Source organism: Massilia sp. W12 (genome assembly GCF_037300705.1).
Taxonomy (GTDB): domain Bacteria; phylum Pseudomonadota; class Gammaproteobacteria; order Burkholderiales; family Burkholderiaceae_D; genus JACPVY01.
In genome coordinates, this window is the sequence record NZ_CP147776.1 from 6,080,767 (window position 1) to 6,099,590 (window position 18,824).

12 protein-coding genes are annotated in these 18,824 nt (G+C 58.0%); 7 read left to right on the forward strand and 5 right to left on the reverse strand.

Translation table 11 applies throughout. The features are described from left to right. Positions 1-30 precede the first annotated feature (30 nt). The 7 genes from V8J88_RS25130 to V8J88_RS25160 all read left to right on the forward strand — a co-directional run bounded on the left by V8J88_RS25130 (position 31) and on the right by V8J88_RS25160 (position 11,390). Positions 31-7,635, forward strand: a complete 7,605-nt coding sequence (locus V8J88_RS25130) for an Hpt domain-containing protein (RefSeq protein ID WP_338847035.1) — start codon at positions 31-33, stop codon at positions 7,633-7,635. Positions 7,636-7,656: 21 nt separating this feature from the next. Beyond that, positions 7,657-7,989 (forward strand): YkgJ family cysteine cluster protein, encoded by a 333-nt coding sequence (locus V8J88_RS25135; protein ID WP_338847036.1) that lies wholly within the window; start codon positions 7,657-7,659, stop codon positions 7,987-7,989. 92 nt (positions 7,990-8,081) lie between these two features. Further along, positions 8,082-8,279: a YjfB family protein gene (locus V8J88_RS25140; protein WP_338847037.1), complete on the forward strand. Its 198-nt coding sequence runs from the start codon at positions 8,082-8,084 to the stop codon at positions 8,277-8,279. Positions 8,280-8,487: 208 nt separating this feature from the next. Further along, complete coding sequence (locus V8J88_RS25145) at positions 8,488-8,679, forward strand: hypothetical protein (RefSeq protein ID WP_338847038.1); 192 nt, start codon at positions 8,488-8,490, stop codon at positions 8,677-8,679. A gap of 296 nt (positions 8,680-8,975) precedes the next feature. Then, positions 8,976-9,233 (forward strand): DUF2282 domain-containing protein, encoded by a 258-nt coding sequence (locus V8J88_RS25150; RefSeq protein WP_338847039.1) that lies wholly within the window; start codon positions 8,976-8,978, stop codon positions 9,231-9,233. Positions 9,234-9,257: 24 nt separating this feature from the next. Further along, on the forward strand, positions 9,258-10,901 hold the full coding sequence (locus V8J88_RS25155; RefSeq protein WP_338847040.1) for a DUF692 family multinuclear iron-containing protein: 1,644 nt from the start codon (positions 9,258-9,260) through the stop codon (positions 10,899-10,901). A 24-nt stretch (positions 10,902-10,925) separates the two neighbouring features. Continuing rightward, on the forward strand, positions 10,926-11,390 hold the full coding sequence (locus V8J88_RS25160) for a DoxX family membrane protein (RefSeq protein WP_338847041.1): 465 nt from the start codon (positions 10,926-10,928) through the stop codon (positions 11,388-11,390). Here V8J88_RS25160 and V8J88_RS25165 read toward each other — a convergent pair. The 5 genes from V8J88_RS25165 to V8J88_RS25185 form a co-directional block, all read right to left on the reverse strand. Then, positions 11,377-11,613, reverse strand: a complete 237-nt coding sequence (locus V8J88_RS25165) for an RNA-binding S4 domain-containing protein (protein WP_338847042.1) — start codon at positions 11,611-11,613, stop codon at positions 11,377-11,379. The genes V8J88_RS25160 and V8J88_RS25165 overlap by 14 nt on opposite strands. Next, on the reverse strand, positions 11,613-12,716 hold the full coding sequence (locus tag V8J88_RS25170) for a substrate-binding domain-containing protein (RefSeq protein WP_338847043.1): 1,104 nt from the start codon (positions 12,714-12,716) through the stop codon (positions 11,613-11,615). The genes V8J88_RS25165 and V8J88_RS25170 overlap by 1 nt, the downstream gene beginning before the upstream one ends. A 246-nt stretch (positions 12,717-12,962) precedes the next feature. Continuing rightward, positions 12,963-13,340, reverse strand: coding sequence for an ArsC/Spx/MgsR family protein (locus tag V8J88_RS25175; RefSeq protein WP_338847044.1), 378 nt, complete (start codon positions 13,338-13,340; stop codon positions 12,963-12,965). Next, complete coding sequence (locus V8J88_RS25180) at positions 13,337-16,597, reverse strand: EAL domain-containing protein (protein WP_338847045.1); 3,261 nt, start codon at positions 16,595-16,597, stop codon at positions 13,337-13,339. The genes V8J88_RS25175 and V8J88_RS25180 overlap by 4 nt, the downstream gene beginning before the upstream one ends. Positions 16,598-16,757: 160 nt before the next feature. Beyond that, positions 16,758-18,608 (reverse strand): thiamine pyrophosphate-binding protein, encoded by a 1,851-nt coding sequence (locus tag V8J88_RS25185; protein ID WP_338847046.1) that lies wholly within the window; start codon positions 18,606-18,608, stop codon positions 16,758-16,760. Between the last annotated feature and the right edge of the window lie 216 nt (positions 18,609-18,824).

Consider the following 18,824-nt stretch of genomic DNA (forward strand, 5'->3'; position numbering starts at 1 on the left):
GCTGTCGCAGATTGAATTTGTGAGGCAAGCATGACCAATCAATTTCCAGGCAACCAGGACGCACTGCTGGACAGTTTCGATACTGGCCCGCTGTCGTGGGTGATCGGAGAAATCCGTGACTCGCTTGCCCGGTCCAAAACCGCAATCGCCGATGGAGTGGCGGCGGATGACGAAGGAAAGTCAACCTTGCTGGCCCATGCAAAGACCTATCTGCATCAGGCCCACGGCGCATTGCAAATCGTCGATGTTGACGGCGTTGCGCTGATAACTGAAACGGTCGAGGATTTGATCGACCGCATCAAGGCTGGCCAACTGCCGTTTGACCAAGGCAATGCGGACGCCATCGGCGGCGCATATCAGGCGGTAGTGGAATATCTGGAAGAGTTGCTGGCCGGCGCGCGGCCACAGCCGGTGCGCCTGTTCCCGTATTACCGCAGCTTGCTGGAAGTGCGCGGCGCGGAAAGAATTCATCCGGCAGACCTGTTTTTCCCGAATCTGTCGATCCGGCCACAATTGGCGGCCAACCCCAAAGGGGCCAAAGTCGATTACACCGCTTTGCGTCTGCGCTTTGAAAAAAGCCTGTTGATGTTTTTGAAGACCGGCGACAAAGACAAGGCGCTGCCCTTGGTCGAGATTGTCGCCACAGTCGAAAAAGCCCAGGAAAACGGGCAATCGCATGCCTTCTGGTGGGTCTTGCTCGGCTTTGCCGAGACGGTATCCGAGGGGCAGGCCCCGGCGGACACCTTCGTCAAGCAATTGTTTGGCCGCATCAATCTGCAAATCCGCCGCTTGGCGGAAGGCTCGGCCAGTATTTCCGAACGTCTGTTGCGCGACGCCCTGTTTTTTGTGGCGCGCGCCGCCGAGCCGAATCCGCGCGTGCGCCAGATTCGCAGCGTATATCAGCTGGATGGCATGGTGCCGCGTGATTACGAGCGGCCCCGCTATGGGCAGATTGACAGCGCTGCACTGGCCTTAGCCAAAGACAAGCTGAATCAAGCCAAAACCCTGTGGAGCCGCATCGCAGATGATGATGCGAATATGTGGCCGGCGTTTGGCGCTGAAATGCTGGCGCTGACGGAAGCCAGCGAAAAATTGAATGCGCCGGCGCTCACCAAATTGCTGCGTGAATTGAACGGCATCACCAATGCCGCGCATGGCAAACTGAATCAGGCATTGGGCCTGGAAATCGCCACCGACTTGTTGTTTGTCGAAAACTCGCTGGAGCACATCACCCGTTTGCCGGAAGATTTCGCCAATCGCGCAGAAGCGCTTTCGGCCCGCCTGCTGTCACTGCTGGCCGGGGAAACGCCGAGCGAAAGCGCGCAATGGATGGACGATTTGGCGCGCGCCGCCCAGCAACGGCAAACCGTGCTGGCGCTGGCGACGGAAATGAAAGCCAATTTGCGCAATGTTGAAAAAGTGCTGGATGAGTATTTCCTCGATCCGTCCAAGCATGCCGCACTGAGTCAGGTGGACCCCGCTTTGTACCAAATCGGCGGCGCACTCGCCCTGCTGGATCAAAACGATGCGCAAGCGGCGGTGTTGCATACGCAGGCGGCGATCCGCCGCTTTGCCAGCCCCCAAGGCGCGCGCGACGAAGTTGCAGAGCGTCAGGCGATGCAAAATGTGGCGCAAAACCTGGGCGCGCTCGGCTTTTTCATCGAGATGCTGCCCTCCAATTTTGAAGGCGCGAAAAACCGCTTCACCTTCGACCCGGACAGCGGTTTATACAGCGCCAATCCGCTCGAACGCAGCGGCGCGGCGATTCATGTCGAAGTGGCCCCGTTGGACGGCCACAGCGCGACAGAAGAAAGCGACAGCAACGAAGAAGTCCTGACCGTCGAGCAGGAATTGTTGCTGCACCAGCAGCAATCAGCCGAGCTGGCGGCAAATCTGGCGGCGCATCCGGAAGATGTGAAACTGCAGGAACAGCTCAAAGAATCACTGCAGCAAGTGCGCAAAGACGCCGCCTTGCTGGACAACCCGGAAGCCAAAGAACGTGCGCAAGCGGCAATCGATATGCTGGAACGCGCCGATTTCGCCGCCGCCCGGGAAACCATCAGCGGCGCCGGCCCGGTAGAAACGCCGGCCCCGACACCCGCGCCAACGCCTGCGCCGGCGCCGGCCACCGATGATGCGGTGGACGCTGAATTGCTCGAAATCTTCATCATGGAAGCCGACGAAGTGCTGGCTTTCGTGCAGCAAAATGTGCCGGAATCGCGCCGCGCCCCGCACAATCAGGACTTGCTGACTACCATCCGCCGCTCTTTCCATACACTCAAAGGCAGTGGCCGCATGGTCGGCTTGCAAGTCTTCGCCGAAGCTGCCGCCAGTATTGAGCAAGTGATGAATCTGTGGCTGGCCGACGCCAAGCCGGGCAATGATGATTTATACGCCTTGCTGGATTATGCCGCTGCAGAATTGTTCGCCTGGGTCGAAGAGATCAAAGAGAAGGGCCAGTCTGGCCGCAGCTCCTGGCAAATCGTGAATGCCGCAGGGCGCGTGAAAGCGGGCGGGAAATTTGAATTGGATGCGGCGCCGCCGCCGGCGGCAGAGCCGGCGCCGACCCCGGCCCCGACCCTCGCGCCAGCCCCCACCCCGGCGCCGGAACCTGCTCCGGCCCCCAGTCCTGCGCCCGAATTGGCGCCGGTCGAATTGGCCGCAGAGCTTGCGCCGGAAATCAGTCTGCCGCCAGAAGTTCCGGCGGAAATCAGCGCAGAGCCTGTCTTTACGCTGCCGGAAATCAGTGCTGAAGCAGAACCGGTCGTGGCTGAAGAAATCAGTGTTGAAGCAGAACCGGTCGTGGCTGAGGAAATCAGCGCAGCAGCTGAACCCGTCGCGTCTGAGGAAATCAGCATCGAAATTGAACCCGCCATGCCAGAGGAAAGCAGCGCGCCGGAATTGGATATGGCCGCCGAGCTGGAAAGTATGCTGGCCGAATTGCCTGAGCTGCAGACAAACGAGGGCTTAAGTCCGCAAGAAGAGGCGGCGTCAGCGGTCAGCGTGATTGAACTCTCGCAAGCGCAGGATGCGCCATCCAGCCAGCCGGAATTGGCGCCTGAGGCGTCGCTGTTGCCGGTCAGCGCGGAAGCGGATGCGCCGATCGAGGCGGCTGCGCTGGAAATCAATTTGACTGAGCCGGAAGAAACTGAGCAAGACGCGCCGGCTCTGGATGCCTTGGCAGCGGATTTGCAAGCGGCGGAAATCGAATTGGCGGCCTTGAGCGCTGAAGCCGGTGACGCCGCTCTCGACGCAGCGGCATTGCCGGAGCTGAGCGCGCAAGACGCGCAGCCACAGCCGCCGCAACTGGACGCCACGTCAATCGCTCTTGAAGACAGCGCGACCAGCCTGGATTTTGCGCTGGAACTGCCGCAGTCTGAGGCTGCGCCGGTAGCGCCTGAGCATGACGCTGCCGTCGCGCCTGAGGCGGAATTGCACGAAATAGACGCGCTTTTGCATGCGCCTGAGTCCTTGTCTGCGCAGTCGGGCGAAGCGCTCGAAGTGGGCGCTGACGTTGGCGCTGCGCCTGAGACCGCACTGGAATCGCTTGCGGCGCCTGAAGACGCCGTGCCGCAACTGAGCGAAGCGCTGCCAGAGCAGAGCGAAGCGCAACTGCCGGATCCGGCGGAATTGCAGGCGCTGCAGGATGAATTGGCGCAAATCAGCGCCTTGGCGCAGGAAGCGGATGCGCCAGTGGCGCAGAGCGGGACAGAACAGGCAGACGATGCCCTGTCTTTGCCGTCAGCTGAGCCGGACGCCGCCTTGTCGCCGCTGGACGGGGCGGCAAGCGGGAGCGCGCTGGATGACAGCATTCCTGAATTGAGCGCAGCGCTGAGCGAAGCAGACTTGGCGCAAGCGGATGATATCGACTCGCCCGAGGCGCTTACTGCACCGCAAGCCGGCTTGGATGCGCTGCCCGCGCAGGAAGCAGTCGGACAAGCCGCACAGGAAGAAGCGCCGGCAGCTGTGGCAGAGCAAGCGCAAGTCGAAGCGCCACTTGAAGCGGCAACTGACAGCCTGCCAGATTTGGATGTTGCGCTGGCAGAACTGCAAGCGCTGGCGAGCGAAGCGGAGACCTTGCAAGCCGACGCTGCCCCAGCCGTGGAAGCGGCGGTTTTGCCACAGGAAACCATGGCCCCGCCGCAAACAGCCGCACCGGAAAATATGAAACGGATTGGCAATCTGGAAATCAGTTTGCCGCTGTTCAATATTTACATGGCGGAAACCGATTCCATCGTGCGCCGTTTGGCCCAGGAATTTGCGGCATGGCGCAATGACAGCCAACGTCCGCTGGCGGCGCAAGCGGTGCAGGCCGTGCATTCCCTGTCCGGCAGCTCCGCCACTGTCGGCTTTGCTGAAATGCAGGAGTTGGCATACACCTTTGAAAAAGTGTTGGATCATTTGCGCCGTCATCCGGTGCAAATGGAAGAGGTCGATTTTGACCTGCTGGATCAAGTGGTGGATTGCATCAGCGCCATGCTGAACGGATTTGCGCAAGGCCAGGCCAGCCAGCCGCAAGCAGAACTGATCAGCCGTTTGCGCGCCTGGCAACAGGATTGCGCAGCCCGTCCGGTGCTTAAAATTGTGCAGCCGGAACCGGTCAGCGGCCCATCCACCCTGGATGAATTGGAAGCGCGCTTGCTGGCGGAAGGCGCCACGCTTGAGCAATTGGAACAACTGGCGAATATCGCCATCAGCGACGATGTCAGCTTGCAAGACTTGTTGGCGCAATTGGGTGTGGGCGTCGCTGCTCCTGCGCTGACGGCGGAAGCGCCGCTGGAACTGGAGGCCGTGGCGGCGGCAGAAGACGCCGCGCCGCTGGAAGAGGCCGCGCTGGTGGAAGAAGCCGCTCCGTTGGAAGAAGCCGCTCCGTTGGAAGAAGCCGCTCCAGTGGCCGAATCTGCGCCGCTTGAAGCGACGCATGAAATCAGTGTCGCTACCCTGGTTGACAGCACCGCAGCGCCAGTGGAAAGCGCGCCGGAACAAGCGGGTGCGCCGGAATTGCCGTTTGAGGAAATGTATCGCGCCGTGGTGCCGCCGGAAGTGGTGCAGGCGCTGGATCAGGCCAAAGCAGAGCAGGAAGAGGCAGAGCGCGCCGCCGCATTGGCGCTGCAGCAAGTGGCGCAAGAGCAGGCGCGCCTGCAAGCGGAGCAGGAGCAGGCGGAAGCGGAAGCCGAGCGCGCCGCCGCAGCCCAGGCAGCAGAACAGGCCGCAGCAGCCGAAGCCCCAGCGGCCTCCGTCTTGCGCGAAGACGCCGTGGTGCTGGAAACCGCATCCCTGCTCAACGACGAGTTGGACCCCGATCTGTTGCCGGTGTTTATCGAAGAAGGACGCGATTTATTGCCGCAAGTGGGCAGCCAATTGCGCGCCTGGCAGCAAAATCCGGCGGATACCCAATATCCCAAGTCTTTGCTGCGCTTGCTGCATACCGTCAAGGGCAGCGCGCGGATGGCAGGCGCGATGCGTCTTGGCCAGCATGCGCATGAAATCGAAACCCGGATTGAAAACATCATGCATCTGGGGCCGATTTCGCCGCAATCCTGCGAAGAATTGCTGGCGCATTACGACCATTCGGTGCACCTGTTTGAAGTCTTGCAAAATCCGGAACTGGCGCAGCAGCCGGCCCCGGTCTTGCCAGCCGCAGGCGTGATTGCGCCGGCGCAAGAGCAGTCCATCACACTCGACGCCACACCGGCGCCGCGTATCGCGCCGCCGCTTAAGACTGCGCCGGTGGCGACCGCGCCGACCCCGCTGGTGCGTGTGCGGGCGGATATTCTTGACCGTCTGGTGAACCAGGCTGGTGAAGTCTCGATCGCCCGTTCCAAGCTGGAAAATGAGGTGGATCAACTGCGTCAGGCATTGAACGAATTCAATGAAAACGTGGGCCGTTTGCGCGCCCAGTTGCGTGAGGTGGAAATTCAGGCTGAATCGCAAATCATCAGCTCGCGCTCGATGCAGCAGGATCGCGAATTCGACCCGCTCGAATTCGACCGTTTCACCCGTCTGCAGGAATTGACCCGTATGATGGCCGAGAGCGTCAACGACGTCGCCTCGGTGCAAGAAGGGTTGACGCGCGTGGTGGATCGCGCCGGCGCCGACTTGGCCACGCAAGCGCGCCTGACGCGCGACCTGCAACAGGACTTGATGCGGGTGCGCATGGTGCCCTTCTCCAGTATTTCTGAACGTCTGTTCCGCGTCACGCGTCAGGCGGCGAAAGACGTGGACAAGCGCGTCAATCTGGATATTCGCGGCGCTTCGGTTGAAATCGACCGCTCGGTGCTGGAAAAAATGGCCGGCCCGTTTGAACATTTGCTGCGGAATGCGGTGGCGCACGGGATTGAAAGCCGGGCCGACCGTAAAGCCGCCGGTAAGAGCGAAATTGGCGAACTGGCGGTGGAAATCCGGCAGGAAGGTAATGAGGTGGTGATCAGCTTCCGCGATGACGGCGCCGGTCTGAACCTGACCCGGATTCGCGCCAAAGCGCGTGAAGTCGGCTTGCTGGCGCCGGATGCGGATATCAGCGACGCTGAGGCGATGAGCCTGATTTTTGAACCGGGATTCTCGACCCAGGCTGAATTGACCGAGCTGGCCGGGCGCGGCGTTGGTATGGACGTGGTGCGTTCAGAAGCCGCCGGGCTGGGCGGGCGGGTGGAAACCCGTTCTGAAGCCGGCAAGGGCGCGCAATTCACTATTCACCTTCCGCTCACGCTGGCGGTGACGCAGGTGGTCTTGTTGTCCACCGGCGGCAAGACATTTGCCATTCCCTCGGTGCTGGTGGAGCAGGTGCAGCAGCTCAAAACCCAATTCCTGGAAGCGGCTTACCGCGATGGCAGCGTGCAATGGCAGGGCCAGCAAGTGCCCATGCACTATCTGTCGGCATTGCTGGGCGATACCCAGGCGGTGCCGCTGGGGCAGCGCTACAGCCCGGTGATTGTGGTCAAGAGTGGTCATGAGCGGGTCGCGGTGCACGTCGATGAAGTGTTGGGCAATCGAGAAGTGGTGGTGAAAAACATTGGCCCGCAATTGGCGCGTATGCCCGGCATCGCCGGCGCCACTGTGCTCGGTTCCGGCGATATCGTGATGATTTTGAACCCGGTGCCGCTGGCGCAGCGCTTTGCTTCCCATGCAGAGCGGCGTGCAATGGAAATTCAGGCCAAGGCGGAGGAAGAAGGCATGACGCAGGCGGCAGAAGCCTTGCCGCTGGAAGCTGCGCCGGCCCCGCAAGCCCCGCTTGAGACGCCGCCGCCGGCAGAAGACAGCGGCATGCGCAAACTGCCTATCGTGATGGTGGTGGACGATTCGCTGACCGTGCGCAAAGTGACGCAACGCTTCCTGGTGCGTGAAGGTTTCCAAGTGGTGCTGGCGAAAGACGGCCAGGACGCGCTGGAGCAATTGCAAACCATCACGCCGGACGTGATGCTGGTGGATATTGAAATGCCGCGTATGGATGGCTTCGACTTGACGCGAAATGTGCGTAATGACGAAAGAACCGCGAATACGCCGATTATCATGATCACCTCGCGCACGGCGGATAAGCATCGCAACTATGCTTTGGAGTTGGGCGTCAATGCCTACTTCGGCAAACCCTTCCAGGAAGATCAGTTGCTGGAAGCGATCAACAGCTTTGTGCGTTGATCTTGTCAGGATGCGCTGCGCATGAGTGATGCCTGTTTGACCTGCGGCGCTTGTTGCACCTGGTTTCGGGTCAGTTTTTACTGGGCCGAAACCGACGCACACCCGGGCGGCACGGTGCCGGCGCATCTGACAATACCGATCAGTCCGCATCTGGTGGCGATGCGTGGAACGGAGAGCAAACCGGCTCGCTGTGTCGCGCTGCAAGGCGAGCCTGGGCAGCAGGTCGGCTGCAGCATCTACCCCTTACGCTCGTCCACCTGCCGCGAATTCCAGGCTGGCGAAGCGCGTTGCAATCAACTGCGCCAGGCGCGCGGTTTGCCCGCTTTGCCAGCGCCGGATGCTGCGCCGCAATGACGAAAAATCTCCTGACAACCCTCAAGTTCCACATGCCTCTGCCGTAAAAGGTATAGATAAGGCGCAGTGGGTTTGCGCATCAGGAGAGCATCATGGACGTGAACGGAATCAATCGCTTAGCCAGCAGCGTGGCCGATGCCGGCTTGAAGCAGGAGGCCAGTTTTGCCGTGCTGAAAAAAGCAATGAAGATTGAGAGCGAAAGCGCGGCGACATTGTTGGAGACCATCCAACCCGTCTCCAAAGTCAGTCTGCCGGCCCATCTGGGCCGCAACATCAACACCACAGCATAAATCCGGCGCGTCGTTTGGCGCGCTGTTTTTTTATCCCCCTCATTGTTTGTCAGTGCGCCGGGCCATGATTGCCCGCTGGCGCCTGTTTGGCGCCGCTGGAAATTGTTTCTTCCTGCGTCAACAGAGCAGGCATGCAACCCGTTCTGGGCATGAAAGGCGCGCGGTTTGCTGGCGCCTTTTTTTGCAGCATCACTAAAGGGAAATCATCATGAAGAAACTGATTGCAGCCATCATCGCCGCTACTTTTGCAATGGGCAGCGCGCATGCACAAACCCTGAGCCCGAGCGCGAACCCTGTCGCGCAAGTGGAGGCCAAAGCCAAACACGGCAAAAAGCATAAAAAAGTCCACTACAAGAAACACAAAAAGCACGGTAAGAAAATGGCAACTCCAGCCAGATAATGATGGGATGCGGTGATTGCGCACACTGCAGTTGAGCGCGTCTATCCAATATTTGCAGCAGAGATTTTTTGATCTTTGATCAAAGCAGTACGAGCGGCTGACCTGGTCAGCCGTTTTTTTTACACAAGCCGTGTAAGGATTGCCGCGCCCGGCTCGACCAAAGCCTATCCATGTTGTCCTTGGCTTGCCAAAAGATACAAAAATTACTGTTTTCCATACGCAGGCAAAAGCAACAAGGTTATAGTTATCACGCCCGTTCAGTACGGGTAATTATCCAATCTTCAAAGGAGAGATGTATGAACAAGCGTCAAGTTTTGTTGGCTGCGGCAGTGGCGACTCTGGTGGTGGCAAACGCACCGGTGCATGCAGCGAGCGATAAAGAAAAATGCTATGGCATTGCCCTGGCTGGCAAGAATGACTGCGCCTCTGCTGACGGTTCGCACTCCTGCGCCGGTCAGGCCAAGGCTGACAAACTGCCGGGCGAATGGAAATATGTCGCCAAAGGCACTTGTGAAAAATCTGGCGGCAAAACCACTCCTCCGGCGAAGAAGTAATGGATGGATGCCGGGAGTGTGGAGATGCATGATTGGCCCCAACTTGGTTTTGGCATTGCCTTGAAAACCGGACACTACCGGCATTTTTTGCAGGAAAAGCCGCGCGCCGATTGGCTGGAGGCGCACAGCGAAAATTATCTGGCCAGCGGTGGCTATGATGTCCATGTGCTGGAACGTTTGCGTGCGGATTACCCCATCAGTTTGCACGGAATCGGCTTGGGCCTTGGTTCTGCGCGTGGCTATTCTCTTGACCATTTGCATCAATTGGCGCAGCTGGAAGCGCGCATCCAGCCCGCCTTGATGTCCGATCACCTATGCTGGGGCGCGCTGGCGGATCGGAATCTGAATGATTTGCTGCCGATTTCCTATACCAAACCTATGCTCGACCTGATTTGCGAGCGTGTGGCGCAGGCGCAAGACATCCTCAAGCGCCGCATTTTATTGGAAAACGTATCGGCCTATGTGCGCTACCCGGACGCTTGCAGCGAAGCTATGTTTTTGGCGGAAGTGGTGCGCCGCACCGGCTGTGGCGTTTTGCTGGATGTGAATAATCTGTACGTGAATCAGCGCAACCACGGTGAAGACCCGCATGCGGCGATTGCCGCGCTACCGTTGGGAAGCGTGGGTGAAATTCATTTAGCCGGGCATTTTGTGCGTGATGATGTGGTGATTGATGACCATGGCAGCGCGGTGATCGATCCGGTCTGGGATTTATACCGCGCCGCGCTGGCGCGTTTCGGGCCGGTCTCCAGCATGATCGAATGGGACACCAATGTGCCGGAGCTGGAAGTCTTGTTGGCACAAGCCGATTTGGCGCGCAGCCATGCAGCCGAAGTCTTGCGCGTGAGCGGCGCCGGGGCTTCCTCTGCGCCCGAGCTGGCGCCGGCGGATATTGCCGCGCAACAGCAGCGTTTCGGCCTGGCCCTGTTTCAGCATGATCAGGGGACGCTTGCCGATGACTTCCGCATGCCGCCGGAAAATGAAAATTTTTCCGCAGAGGATTTACGCCGCCGCCGTTTTGCCGTGTATCGCGGCAATCTGCATGGGCATTGGAAACTGGCGCTCGGCTTGATGTATCCGGTGCTGAAAAAATTATTGGGCGATACATTTTTTACCGGCCTGACGCGTGAATATGGCGCCGCAGCGCTGTCACAAAGCCCGGATCTGAATCAATTCGGTCTGCGCTTTCCGCATTTTGTGCAGGAGTGCGAGTTGTTGCGCGACTATCCATATATGCCGGATTTGGCCCGCCTGGAATCTGCATTACATCAGGGATATTACGCTGCAGATGGCGCGCCGCTTGATCCTGCTGTGTTGGCGCAAGTGCAGCCGGAGCAACTGGACCATATGCATTTCCAGCTGCAACCGGCATGTTGCCTGTTGCGCAGCGACTGGCCGGTTTTCAAGATCTGGCAGGCGCATCAGCAAGAACCGGTGGAAGATTTCAGCACTGACCCGGAACCATGCCATGTGCTGATTGTCAGGCCGCAATGGTTTTGCCGGATTTTGTCCTTGACGCCAGCATCCTATGCCGCGTTGCAAGCCTTGCAGGATGGTCAAAGTTTGGGACAGGCTTTGGATCTCGCGCTGGAAATTGATGAGGACTATCCCTTCGTTACGGAGTTGCAGCAATGGCTGCAATATGGCGTGCTGCGCATGCCTGCTTAATTTCAATCTTTTCAGGGTAAAAGCATGAATATACTGTGGCGTGCGCAGCAGGCATTTGACCGTTTGGCGCATCAATGGGGCAGCCCGGTGTGCGGTTTGTTCTTGCGCGGCTTTGTCAGCTGGCAGTTTTTCAAATCGGGAATGGTGAAAATCAGCGATTGGGATGCCACGCTGGCCCTGTTCCGCGATGAGTACCAAGTGCCCGTCTTGCCGCCGGAATTGGCGGCTTTTGCCGGTACGGGCGGTGAGCTGTTGTTTCCGTTGTTGTTGGGCTTGGGCTTACTGGCGCGACCTGCTGCGCTGGCCCTGTTTGGCGTGAATCTGATGGCGGTGATTTCCTATCCGCAGTTGCGCGAGTTCAGCTGTCCGGCCGCGCTGAATGATCATCTGTACTGGGGCATCATTTTGCTGGCCCTGACTTGTTACGGCCCGGGCCGGATTTCGCTGGACGCCTGGCTTGCCCGGCGGCAGGGGCTTAACTCTGTTTAACCCGCACACGCAAGGGCAGGCCGGCCACCTGCACCAATTGGCCGGCGCGGATTTTGGCGGTTTTGCGCAATTCCTGCGCGCCATCCACCGACACCGCGCCGCTCGCCACCAGCACCTTGCCGGCGCCGCCGCTATCAACCACGCCGACCAGCTTCAATAACTGGTTTAATTCCACGAACTCCCCATCCAGCAGGAAAACTTCTTCACTTGCGGCTTTTGCCATTATTTACCCCAGATTTTTTTGTACTCATTGCGGTAGCCATTGTCGGGGTCAAAGTAGTTCGCCTTGCCGCCATTGAACACCATGTTTTGCTGTGTCACCACATATGCCGGCGGGCTGTACAAGCTCGGTTTTTCTTTGGCGAATGCGCGGTTGAGTTCGTCGATCAATTGCCAGGCTTGCATATTCACAGGCTCCGGCACTGTGCCGAATTGCAATTTTTGATTGCGGATACGCTTGTACGCGCTCTCCACCCCGCTGCCGGCTGAGAGGGTATGCATGTCTTTGACTTCGGCCAGCGGCGCTTCCGAGGTCGGGCCGGTCATGGCGTCGATATACATATCATTCACCACAATGGTGTGAGTCCAACGCTTGCCATGCTGCTTGGCCATATTCGTCAACATCAGCGGGATTTTTTCATTCGCCGCCATCAAGGGAATTTCTTCCAGCGCCAGCACGCTGCAGGTTTGGCATTGCTTGATGGTCTCTACCACTTCATTCGATTTGGCGACCGAGTACAGCTGGTTCGGGTTGGTCACAATCACCACCCCGGCCTTACCGTTCGATTCCAGCACCGAGAGCAAGGCCGCGCTCTGGCCGACATCTTTGGGATCGGTGCCGATATTGGTAAACAGATTATCGGTCGGCCCCAGTTTATTGGAAGCGTGCCAGCCGACCACCGGGATTTTTGCGGATTGAATCTCTTTTTCCACATCCTTGGCGTTCAAACCGGCCAAAATCAAGCCATCCGGTTTCAGAGCCATGGCGCGGGCAAACGCATCAGCCCGCTTATAAGGCAGGCTCCAGGTGTCCATATGATGTAATTCCCAGCCGGCGGCAGAGGCGGCTTCTTTTAAGCCACGGTGCAGCGCCTGGATACTGGTATCGCGCATATCCGACGTGATCAGAATGATGCGCTGCGCTTTGCCCGGCATTTTCGGGCCGCTGGTTGGCCCGTCCCATTTGTTTTTGAAGGCCATCGATTTGGCGATGCGCGCATTGGCGCGGCTGACAAAAAGTGCAGGACTTTCTTGGGCCTGAACATAAGCAGGCAGGCTGCCTGCCGCAAGCACAAAGGCGATTACTCCGGTAAGTGTCTTTTTCATATCAAACTCGGCGCTTATATACCAAAACGGCAATCAAGGCAGGAAATGCCCGACAAGCCAGGAGACAAATGGCCTGTGCATACATATTCCCAGAAAAACTTGCTGGCAGTCAACAATAATATATTGCGTGCCCATTTCATGCATATTTCAGCTGTTTGGAGATGGAAATGGCATATTTCACTGATTCCGGCGGATATGCCAAAGCCGGCCTGCGTATGGCATATTCCCGCAATTGTTCCTTAATGGTCAAGGTTTTATTGATAGCAACCATTCTTCCAAACCGTCAACAGGACGGGCGATGCGCGCCTGTCCTGCATATAGCACAAGAGGGCGTTGCAGCAGGATCGGATGTTGCGCTAAGGCGTCAAGCAGGGCGGCGGCGTCAGCATCCTGTAAATGCAATGCGGCGTAAGGCTCTTCGTTGTTGCGCAACATGGCGCGCACATCCGTGGTTCCTGCCGCCATCAACGCTTGCGCCAGGGTGTCCAGGGTGGCGCGCGACGGCGCCTGCTTTAAATATTCGATGACGTTCAGGTTTTCCTGATGCCGTTGGCAAAAATCCTGTAATACGGAGAGCGCTTCGCGCGATTTGGAGCAACGGGGATTATGGTAAAGCGTGATCATGCCTGTCCTGTTTCTGTGGGCGGCTGTGCTTGCTGATGCGCTTGGGCAAAGGCAATAAAATCGATTAAGGGCAAGGGCCGGGCGAAATAATAACCCTGCGCTTCATCGCAGCCGCGATTGCGTAAAAACTCGCATTGTGCCGCGCTTTCCACCCCTTCTGCAATCACTTCCAGTCCCAGCGAATGCGCCAGTGCAATGGTGGCGGAAACAATCACGGCATCATTCGGGTCAGTTTCGATGTCTTTAACGAAACTCCGGTCGATTTTGATGCGGTCAATCGCAAACAATTTTAAATACGAGAGGGAAGAATAACCTGTGCCGAAATCATCAATCGCGACTTGAATGCCGCGTTGCCGCAAGGCGCGCAATAATTCGCGCGTTTGCTCCGGGTCGCTCATGGCGGCGGTTTCGGTGATTTCCATCTCCAGTTTTTCACCCGCCACCCCGGCTTGCGTCAATAATCGATCCAGCACCGGCACCAGACTGCTGATTTGGCATTGGCGCGCCGACAAATTCAAGGCCAGGCGCAGATGTTCGAGCGGTGTGTTTTGCCAGGAGGCGATGAGTTGGATTGCGCGTTGCAAAACCCATTCGCCGAGCGGGTGGATCAGTGCGGAATCTTCCGCCACCGGAATGAATTTGTCCGGCGGCACCAAGCCCAGGTCGGGGTGGCGCCAGCGGATCAGCGCTTCGGCCCCGATCAGGCGCTTGTTTTGCAAATCAATTTGCGGCTGCAAAAACAGCTCAAATTCCTGGTGTTCCAATGCTTCCCACAGGCGGTTTTCCAGCATCAGGCGTTCATGCGTGGCGCTGTTCATATCCGGTGAAAAGAATTGGAAATTGCCGCGCCCCTGCGCTTTAGCGGCATACATCGCCATATCCGCATTTTTCAACAGGGTTTTGACATCTTCTCCATCATTCGGATACATCGCAATCCCGACCGAAGCCCCGCTGTGCAGCGTCAGTCCGTGCAGAATATACGGCATGGACAGACTTTGGACGATACGGTTGGCGACCATGGTGACATGATCAGGGCTGTGCTGTTCGGGCAGGATGCAAATGAATTCATCGCCGCCGAAACGGGCGATGGTGTCGGCTTCGCGCACCGATTCCTGCAGGCGCTTGGCGACTTCAAGCAAAAACAGGTCGCCTACCTGATGGCCTTGCGTGTCGTTGATTTTTTTGAAGTGATCGATGTCAATGAACATCACCGCCACGGATTGCCGGTTGCGGCGTGAAATCGAGAGCAATTGCTCCAGCCGCAGATTGAGCGTGATGCGATTGGCCAGACCGGTGAGCGGATCGTGATGCGCCAGGTGGTGGATTTTTTCCTGCGCGCGCTGCTGCTCGGTCAAGTCACGCATCACGCAGACATAAAACATATCGCGCGGCAGTGACACCTGGCTGATCGCCAAGGCCAGCGGAAAGGTATGGCCGTTGGCGTGGCGTCCGGTAAACAGCAATTCCTGGCCTTGATTGCGTTGAAAGTTATCAAGCAGCTGTTCCATACTGCCGCGCCCCTCATGCACCAGCAGATCGCACATTTCTTTATTCGATACGCCTTCTTCCGGGATGCCGAACAGGGTGCGGGCCGCCTGGTTGGCGGAGATCAATTGACAGTTTGGACTGACTTGTAAAATAGCGTCAGTAGCGTGATGCAAAATCGCTTTTAATCTGGCTTCCCGATCTTGCAAATGCGCGGTGCGCTCCTGCACCAGCTCGTAGGTGCGCGCCTGTTCGCCGCTCAGAATCAGCATGGTGCAATTGATCACGCCGGTAATGCTCAGACACAGCACCAGTACAATCCAGCTCTCCCAGCCGCTATTTTGTTTGAAATAGTTCTGATCAGCGTTGATGCGGATTTCAAGTTTGCGGTCTGCCAACTTGATCTGCGAAATAAAGTCGTCAGATCCAGGCGTTTGCAGTGTGTCGAGAATAATAAACGGGCGCCCAGCCTCGCTCAGATCGCTCAGCCGCAGCTTGTAATGGGTGTATTGGGCTTGCTTGAAAATCTGCGAGATCCAGGTGTCCATGTCCAGCGCCAGACCGAGCACGCCGACCACTTGGCCGGGGGCGTATTCGCGGGTGCGGTTTTGATGCGGATAGACCGCCACATGCATCCACTGCAACCAGGGAACTATGCGCACCCCATTCAAATGCGTCGGACAGGCGGTGACTGATTTGCTGCTGATGGCTTTGTTCATGCTGGCGGCGTGTTCCTTGTCGCTCAACATGTCTTTCCCCAGTATTTGCCGGTTCCTGCCTGTCGGGTTCAGATATGTGATCGGCAGCAGGAAGGCGCTTTGATTATTTTTGGAATGCACTTGAAACGGTGCGCCCAGTTCCGCGCTGATGCGCTGCTCCGTGGCGCTCAGCTCGTCCTGACGCAAATGCGGCGCCCAATACAGCTGGAATACTTCCGGGTGCTGGGACAGCCATTTTTTGGCAAAGAAATCAAAGTCGGATTGCGAAATCTCGTGGTCGTCATCATCAAAAATCGAGGTGGAGACCGACAGAAAACGCTCATGCTCACCCAATCGGGCTTGAATATTGTCGCTGATTTTTTGCGCATGCAAATGCACCTGGCGCAAGGTTTGCTCATGTTCCCAATGCCGGGTTTTGTCGTAAATCAGCGCGGATATCAGGAGGCCGGTGCATAAGACTGCGCCGATCAAGGTGCGGCGGCGGCGCCAGAGTTGTTGCGGTTGGCCCAGCCACAGCCAGCACAGCGGCGCCATCAGCAAGATGCCGATCGAATCGCCGGCCCACCACGCGCTCCAATTGCTCATCAGCGTATCAGCAGGAATCAGCCGCAATGCAATTAAAGAGCCGACGCTGATGCTGGAGGAAATCAGACATATCAGTGGAATCACGCCCAAAAAAATCAGGACATCGTGCACATTGCCCAGATCGGCCTTGATTTTACGCAGCAAAATCGAGGCCCCGGCCCAGGCTTGCAAGGTGCAGGCGACAGTCACCAGCAGGGCGCCAATCACGCTGATCAGGTTGAGGCCCTGGTGATCAGCGGCCTGGCTCAGATTCAAAAACAGTGCGCCCAGAAACACCCCGGGCAACCAGCGCAAACGACTGCTGAAAGCGCAGGCCAGGGCTAAGCCGGCAGGCGGGAAAATCGGGCTGGCGTAGCCGGGCGGCAATGCCAGCATCAAAGCCAGGCGTCCCAGCAGAAAATAGCCGACGGCCAGCAAAAAAATGCCGGCTGCATCCTGTTTCAGCGTTTGCCTGCCCGGTGTTTCCATCTGCCGCCTTTACAAATATGCGTTGGATAGGAGAAACCGGCTTTGCAGCAAACAGGAACGCAGCCGGTATGCGTTTGACTCGCCACTTGATTCTAACGAAAAAGCAGGCTGACTGCTTGTTCTGGCGCAACACTTTGCGGTTGTCTGGCAACAGATCATGCTAATTCATGCAGCTTGGCGCATCATTGCTTTCCAATACGCGGATCCGGCCTTGAATCGGCGGCACTTCTTCGGTGTCGATCCAGACATCAAGCACCGTGGGGCCGTCGCGTGTGCAAATCGCTTCAATGTCCAGCCGCGCCATATCCTGCGGCGAGCGGATCGTAATCCCCTGCGCACCGTAGGCGCGCGCCTGCATCGCGAAATCCACCACCGGCAGGGCGAATGCGGTTTGTTCGGCGCGGCGCAAACGTTGCGCATGTTTCACCATGCCCAGCGCGTGGTCATTCAACACCACAAACACCACATTCAGACGCTCGGCCACCGCCACAGTGACTTCCTGCCCGTTCATCAGCATGCTGCCATCGCCGGAAATGCAAATCACCACTTGGCTGCGGTCAGCCATAGCGGCCCCGATCGCCGCGCCGATCGCCCACCCCATCGGTGCAAAGCTGTGCGTCAGACGCAGCCAGCCGGCATCTGCTTTGCGCCTGCCGCCGACGCCTGCGCGCTCGGTTTGCAGGCGGCGCTCGCGCAAGCGCCGGTCATGCGGATGCAGGCAGTGAATGGCCCAGGCCACGCTGTTGCCGGCATCGGCAAAAAACCGTGCGCCATAGGGGAACAGCCGTCCCAGATCATGCATTAAGCGTTGCGGCAAAATCGGGGTTTGATCGAGATGATATTTGCGCGGATAGCGCGCCAGATTCGATTGAATAATCGCCTCAGTCGCCTGCAGCGGGCGGAAATGCTCGCCATCGGATTTGGCGTCATGCGCTTGCTGGCTGCGCAAATGCGGCGTGGAGTAAGTGAATTCAATCAGGCGTTTGAAAATGGCCAGAATGCGGCCCCGGATATGCAGGCGCGCCATCGGCGTGCGTGCAAAATGCTCCTCGATTTCCTCCACATGAATCATGCGTGCGTTCAGCAGGCTGTCGCTCCAGCCATCTGTGTCCCATTCACACATACCGGTGCCAACTGCGATGATCACATCGACGCTCGGATCGCGCAGCGTGGCGCTGGCCAGATTATGGCCGGCAAAGCCGAATACGCCACGGAACTGACGGTGACAGGGATTGATCAAGCCTTTGCCGTCCGGGGTGGCGATGATTTGCGCCCCGGTCATTTCCACGAATTGCAAAATCGGCTGCATCGCCTCAGTGCAACCGCCGCCGATCAGCAGCACCACATTCGCCGCTTTGGCCAGAATGCTGCGCAAGTCTTGAATCGCGGCCTCATCCAGCGCATCCGGCTGTTGCAACAGACGGCGTAAATCGAAGGAAGGTTTGCTCAATCCGGTTTTGCTGCGCATCACGTCAGATGGCAAACTCAAATGCACCGGCCCGCGCGGATTGGCTAAGGCGCGTTGCAGCGCTGACACCAGCTTAGGCTCCAATTGCGCCGGGTGCGATAACAGCGAGTTATAGCGGGTGCAGGCTTGAAACATGGTCAGGATATTCACCCCGGTGCAGGCGGATTCCTGCAGCGGGTGTTTGCCAAAGGTGGGCAGCGCCGGCTGTCCGGTCAAAACCAGCAGCGGGATATTATTGTCATATGCGCTGGCCACCCCGGTCAGCAGATTGGTGGCGCCGGGGCCGGACGTGGAGCAGCATACCCCCAATCCCATTGTGTCCCGCGCGTAACCATCGGCCATGAAGGCGGCCCCGGTTTCATGCCGCGCCAGCACATGGCGCACGCCGCCGCGCTGACTGCTGCGCGCCATAGCGTTATACAGGGGTTCGATCACCCCGCCGGGCACGCCAAACACATAACGCACCCCTAATTGTTCCAGATAAGCGACTAACAGATCGGCGACATCAAGGCCGTGTTCTGTCTGTGGCGGATGTTGCTGCATTCCAACTCTCCCAGATACGACCGGAAACCGTGTCCCCGGTCCTGACCTGCCAATGGCGACGGCTATGGCGCGGTGCAGTATGAAGATGTTAGCAGAGGCAAGAATGGCGGCTGCCGTTTAGCGTGGGTAAAAAGCGACAGGACGCAACAGTAATTGAAAAAGGGAAAATTTAATCATCAGTTTGACAAAATTATCCAAGCGCCTGATGGAAAACAG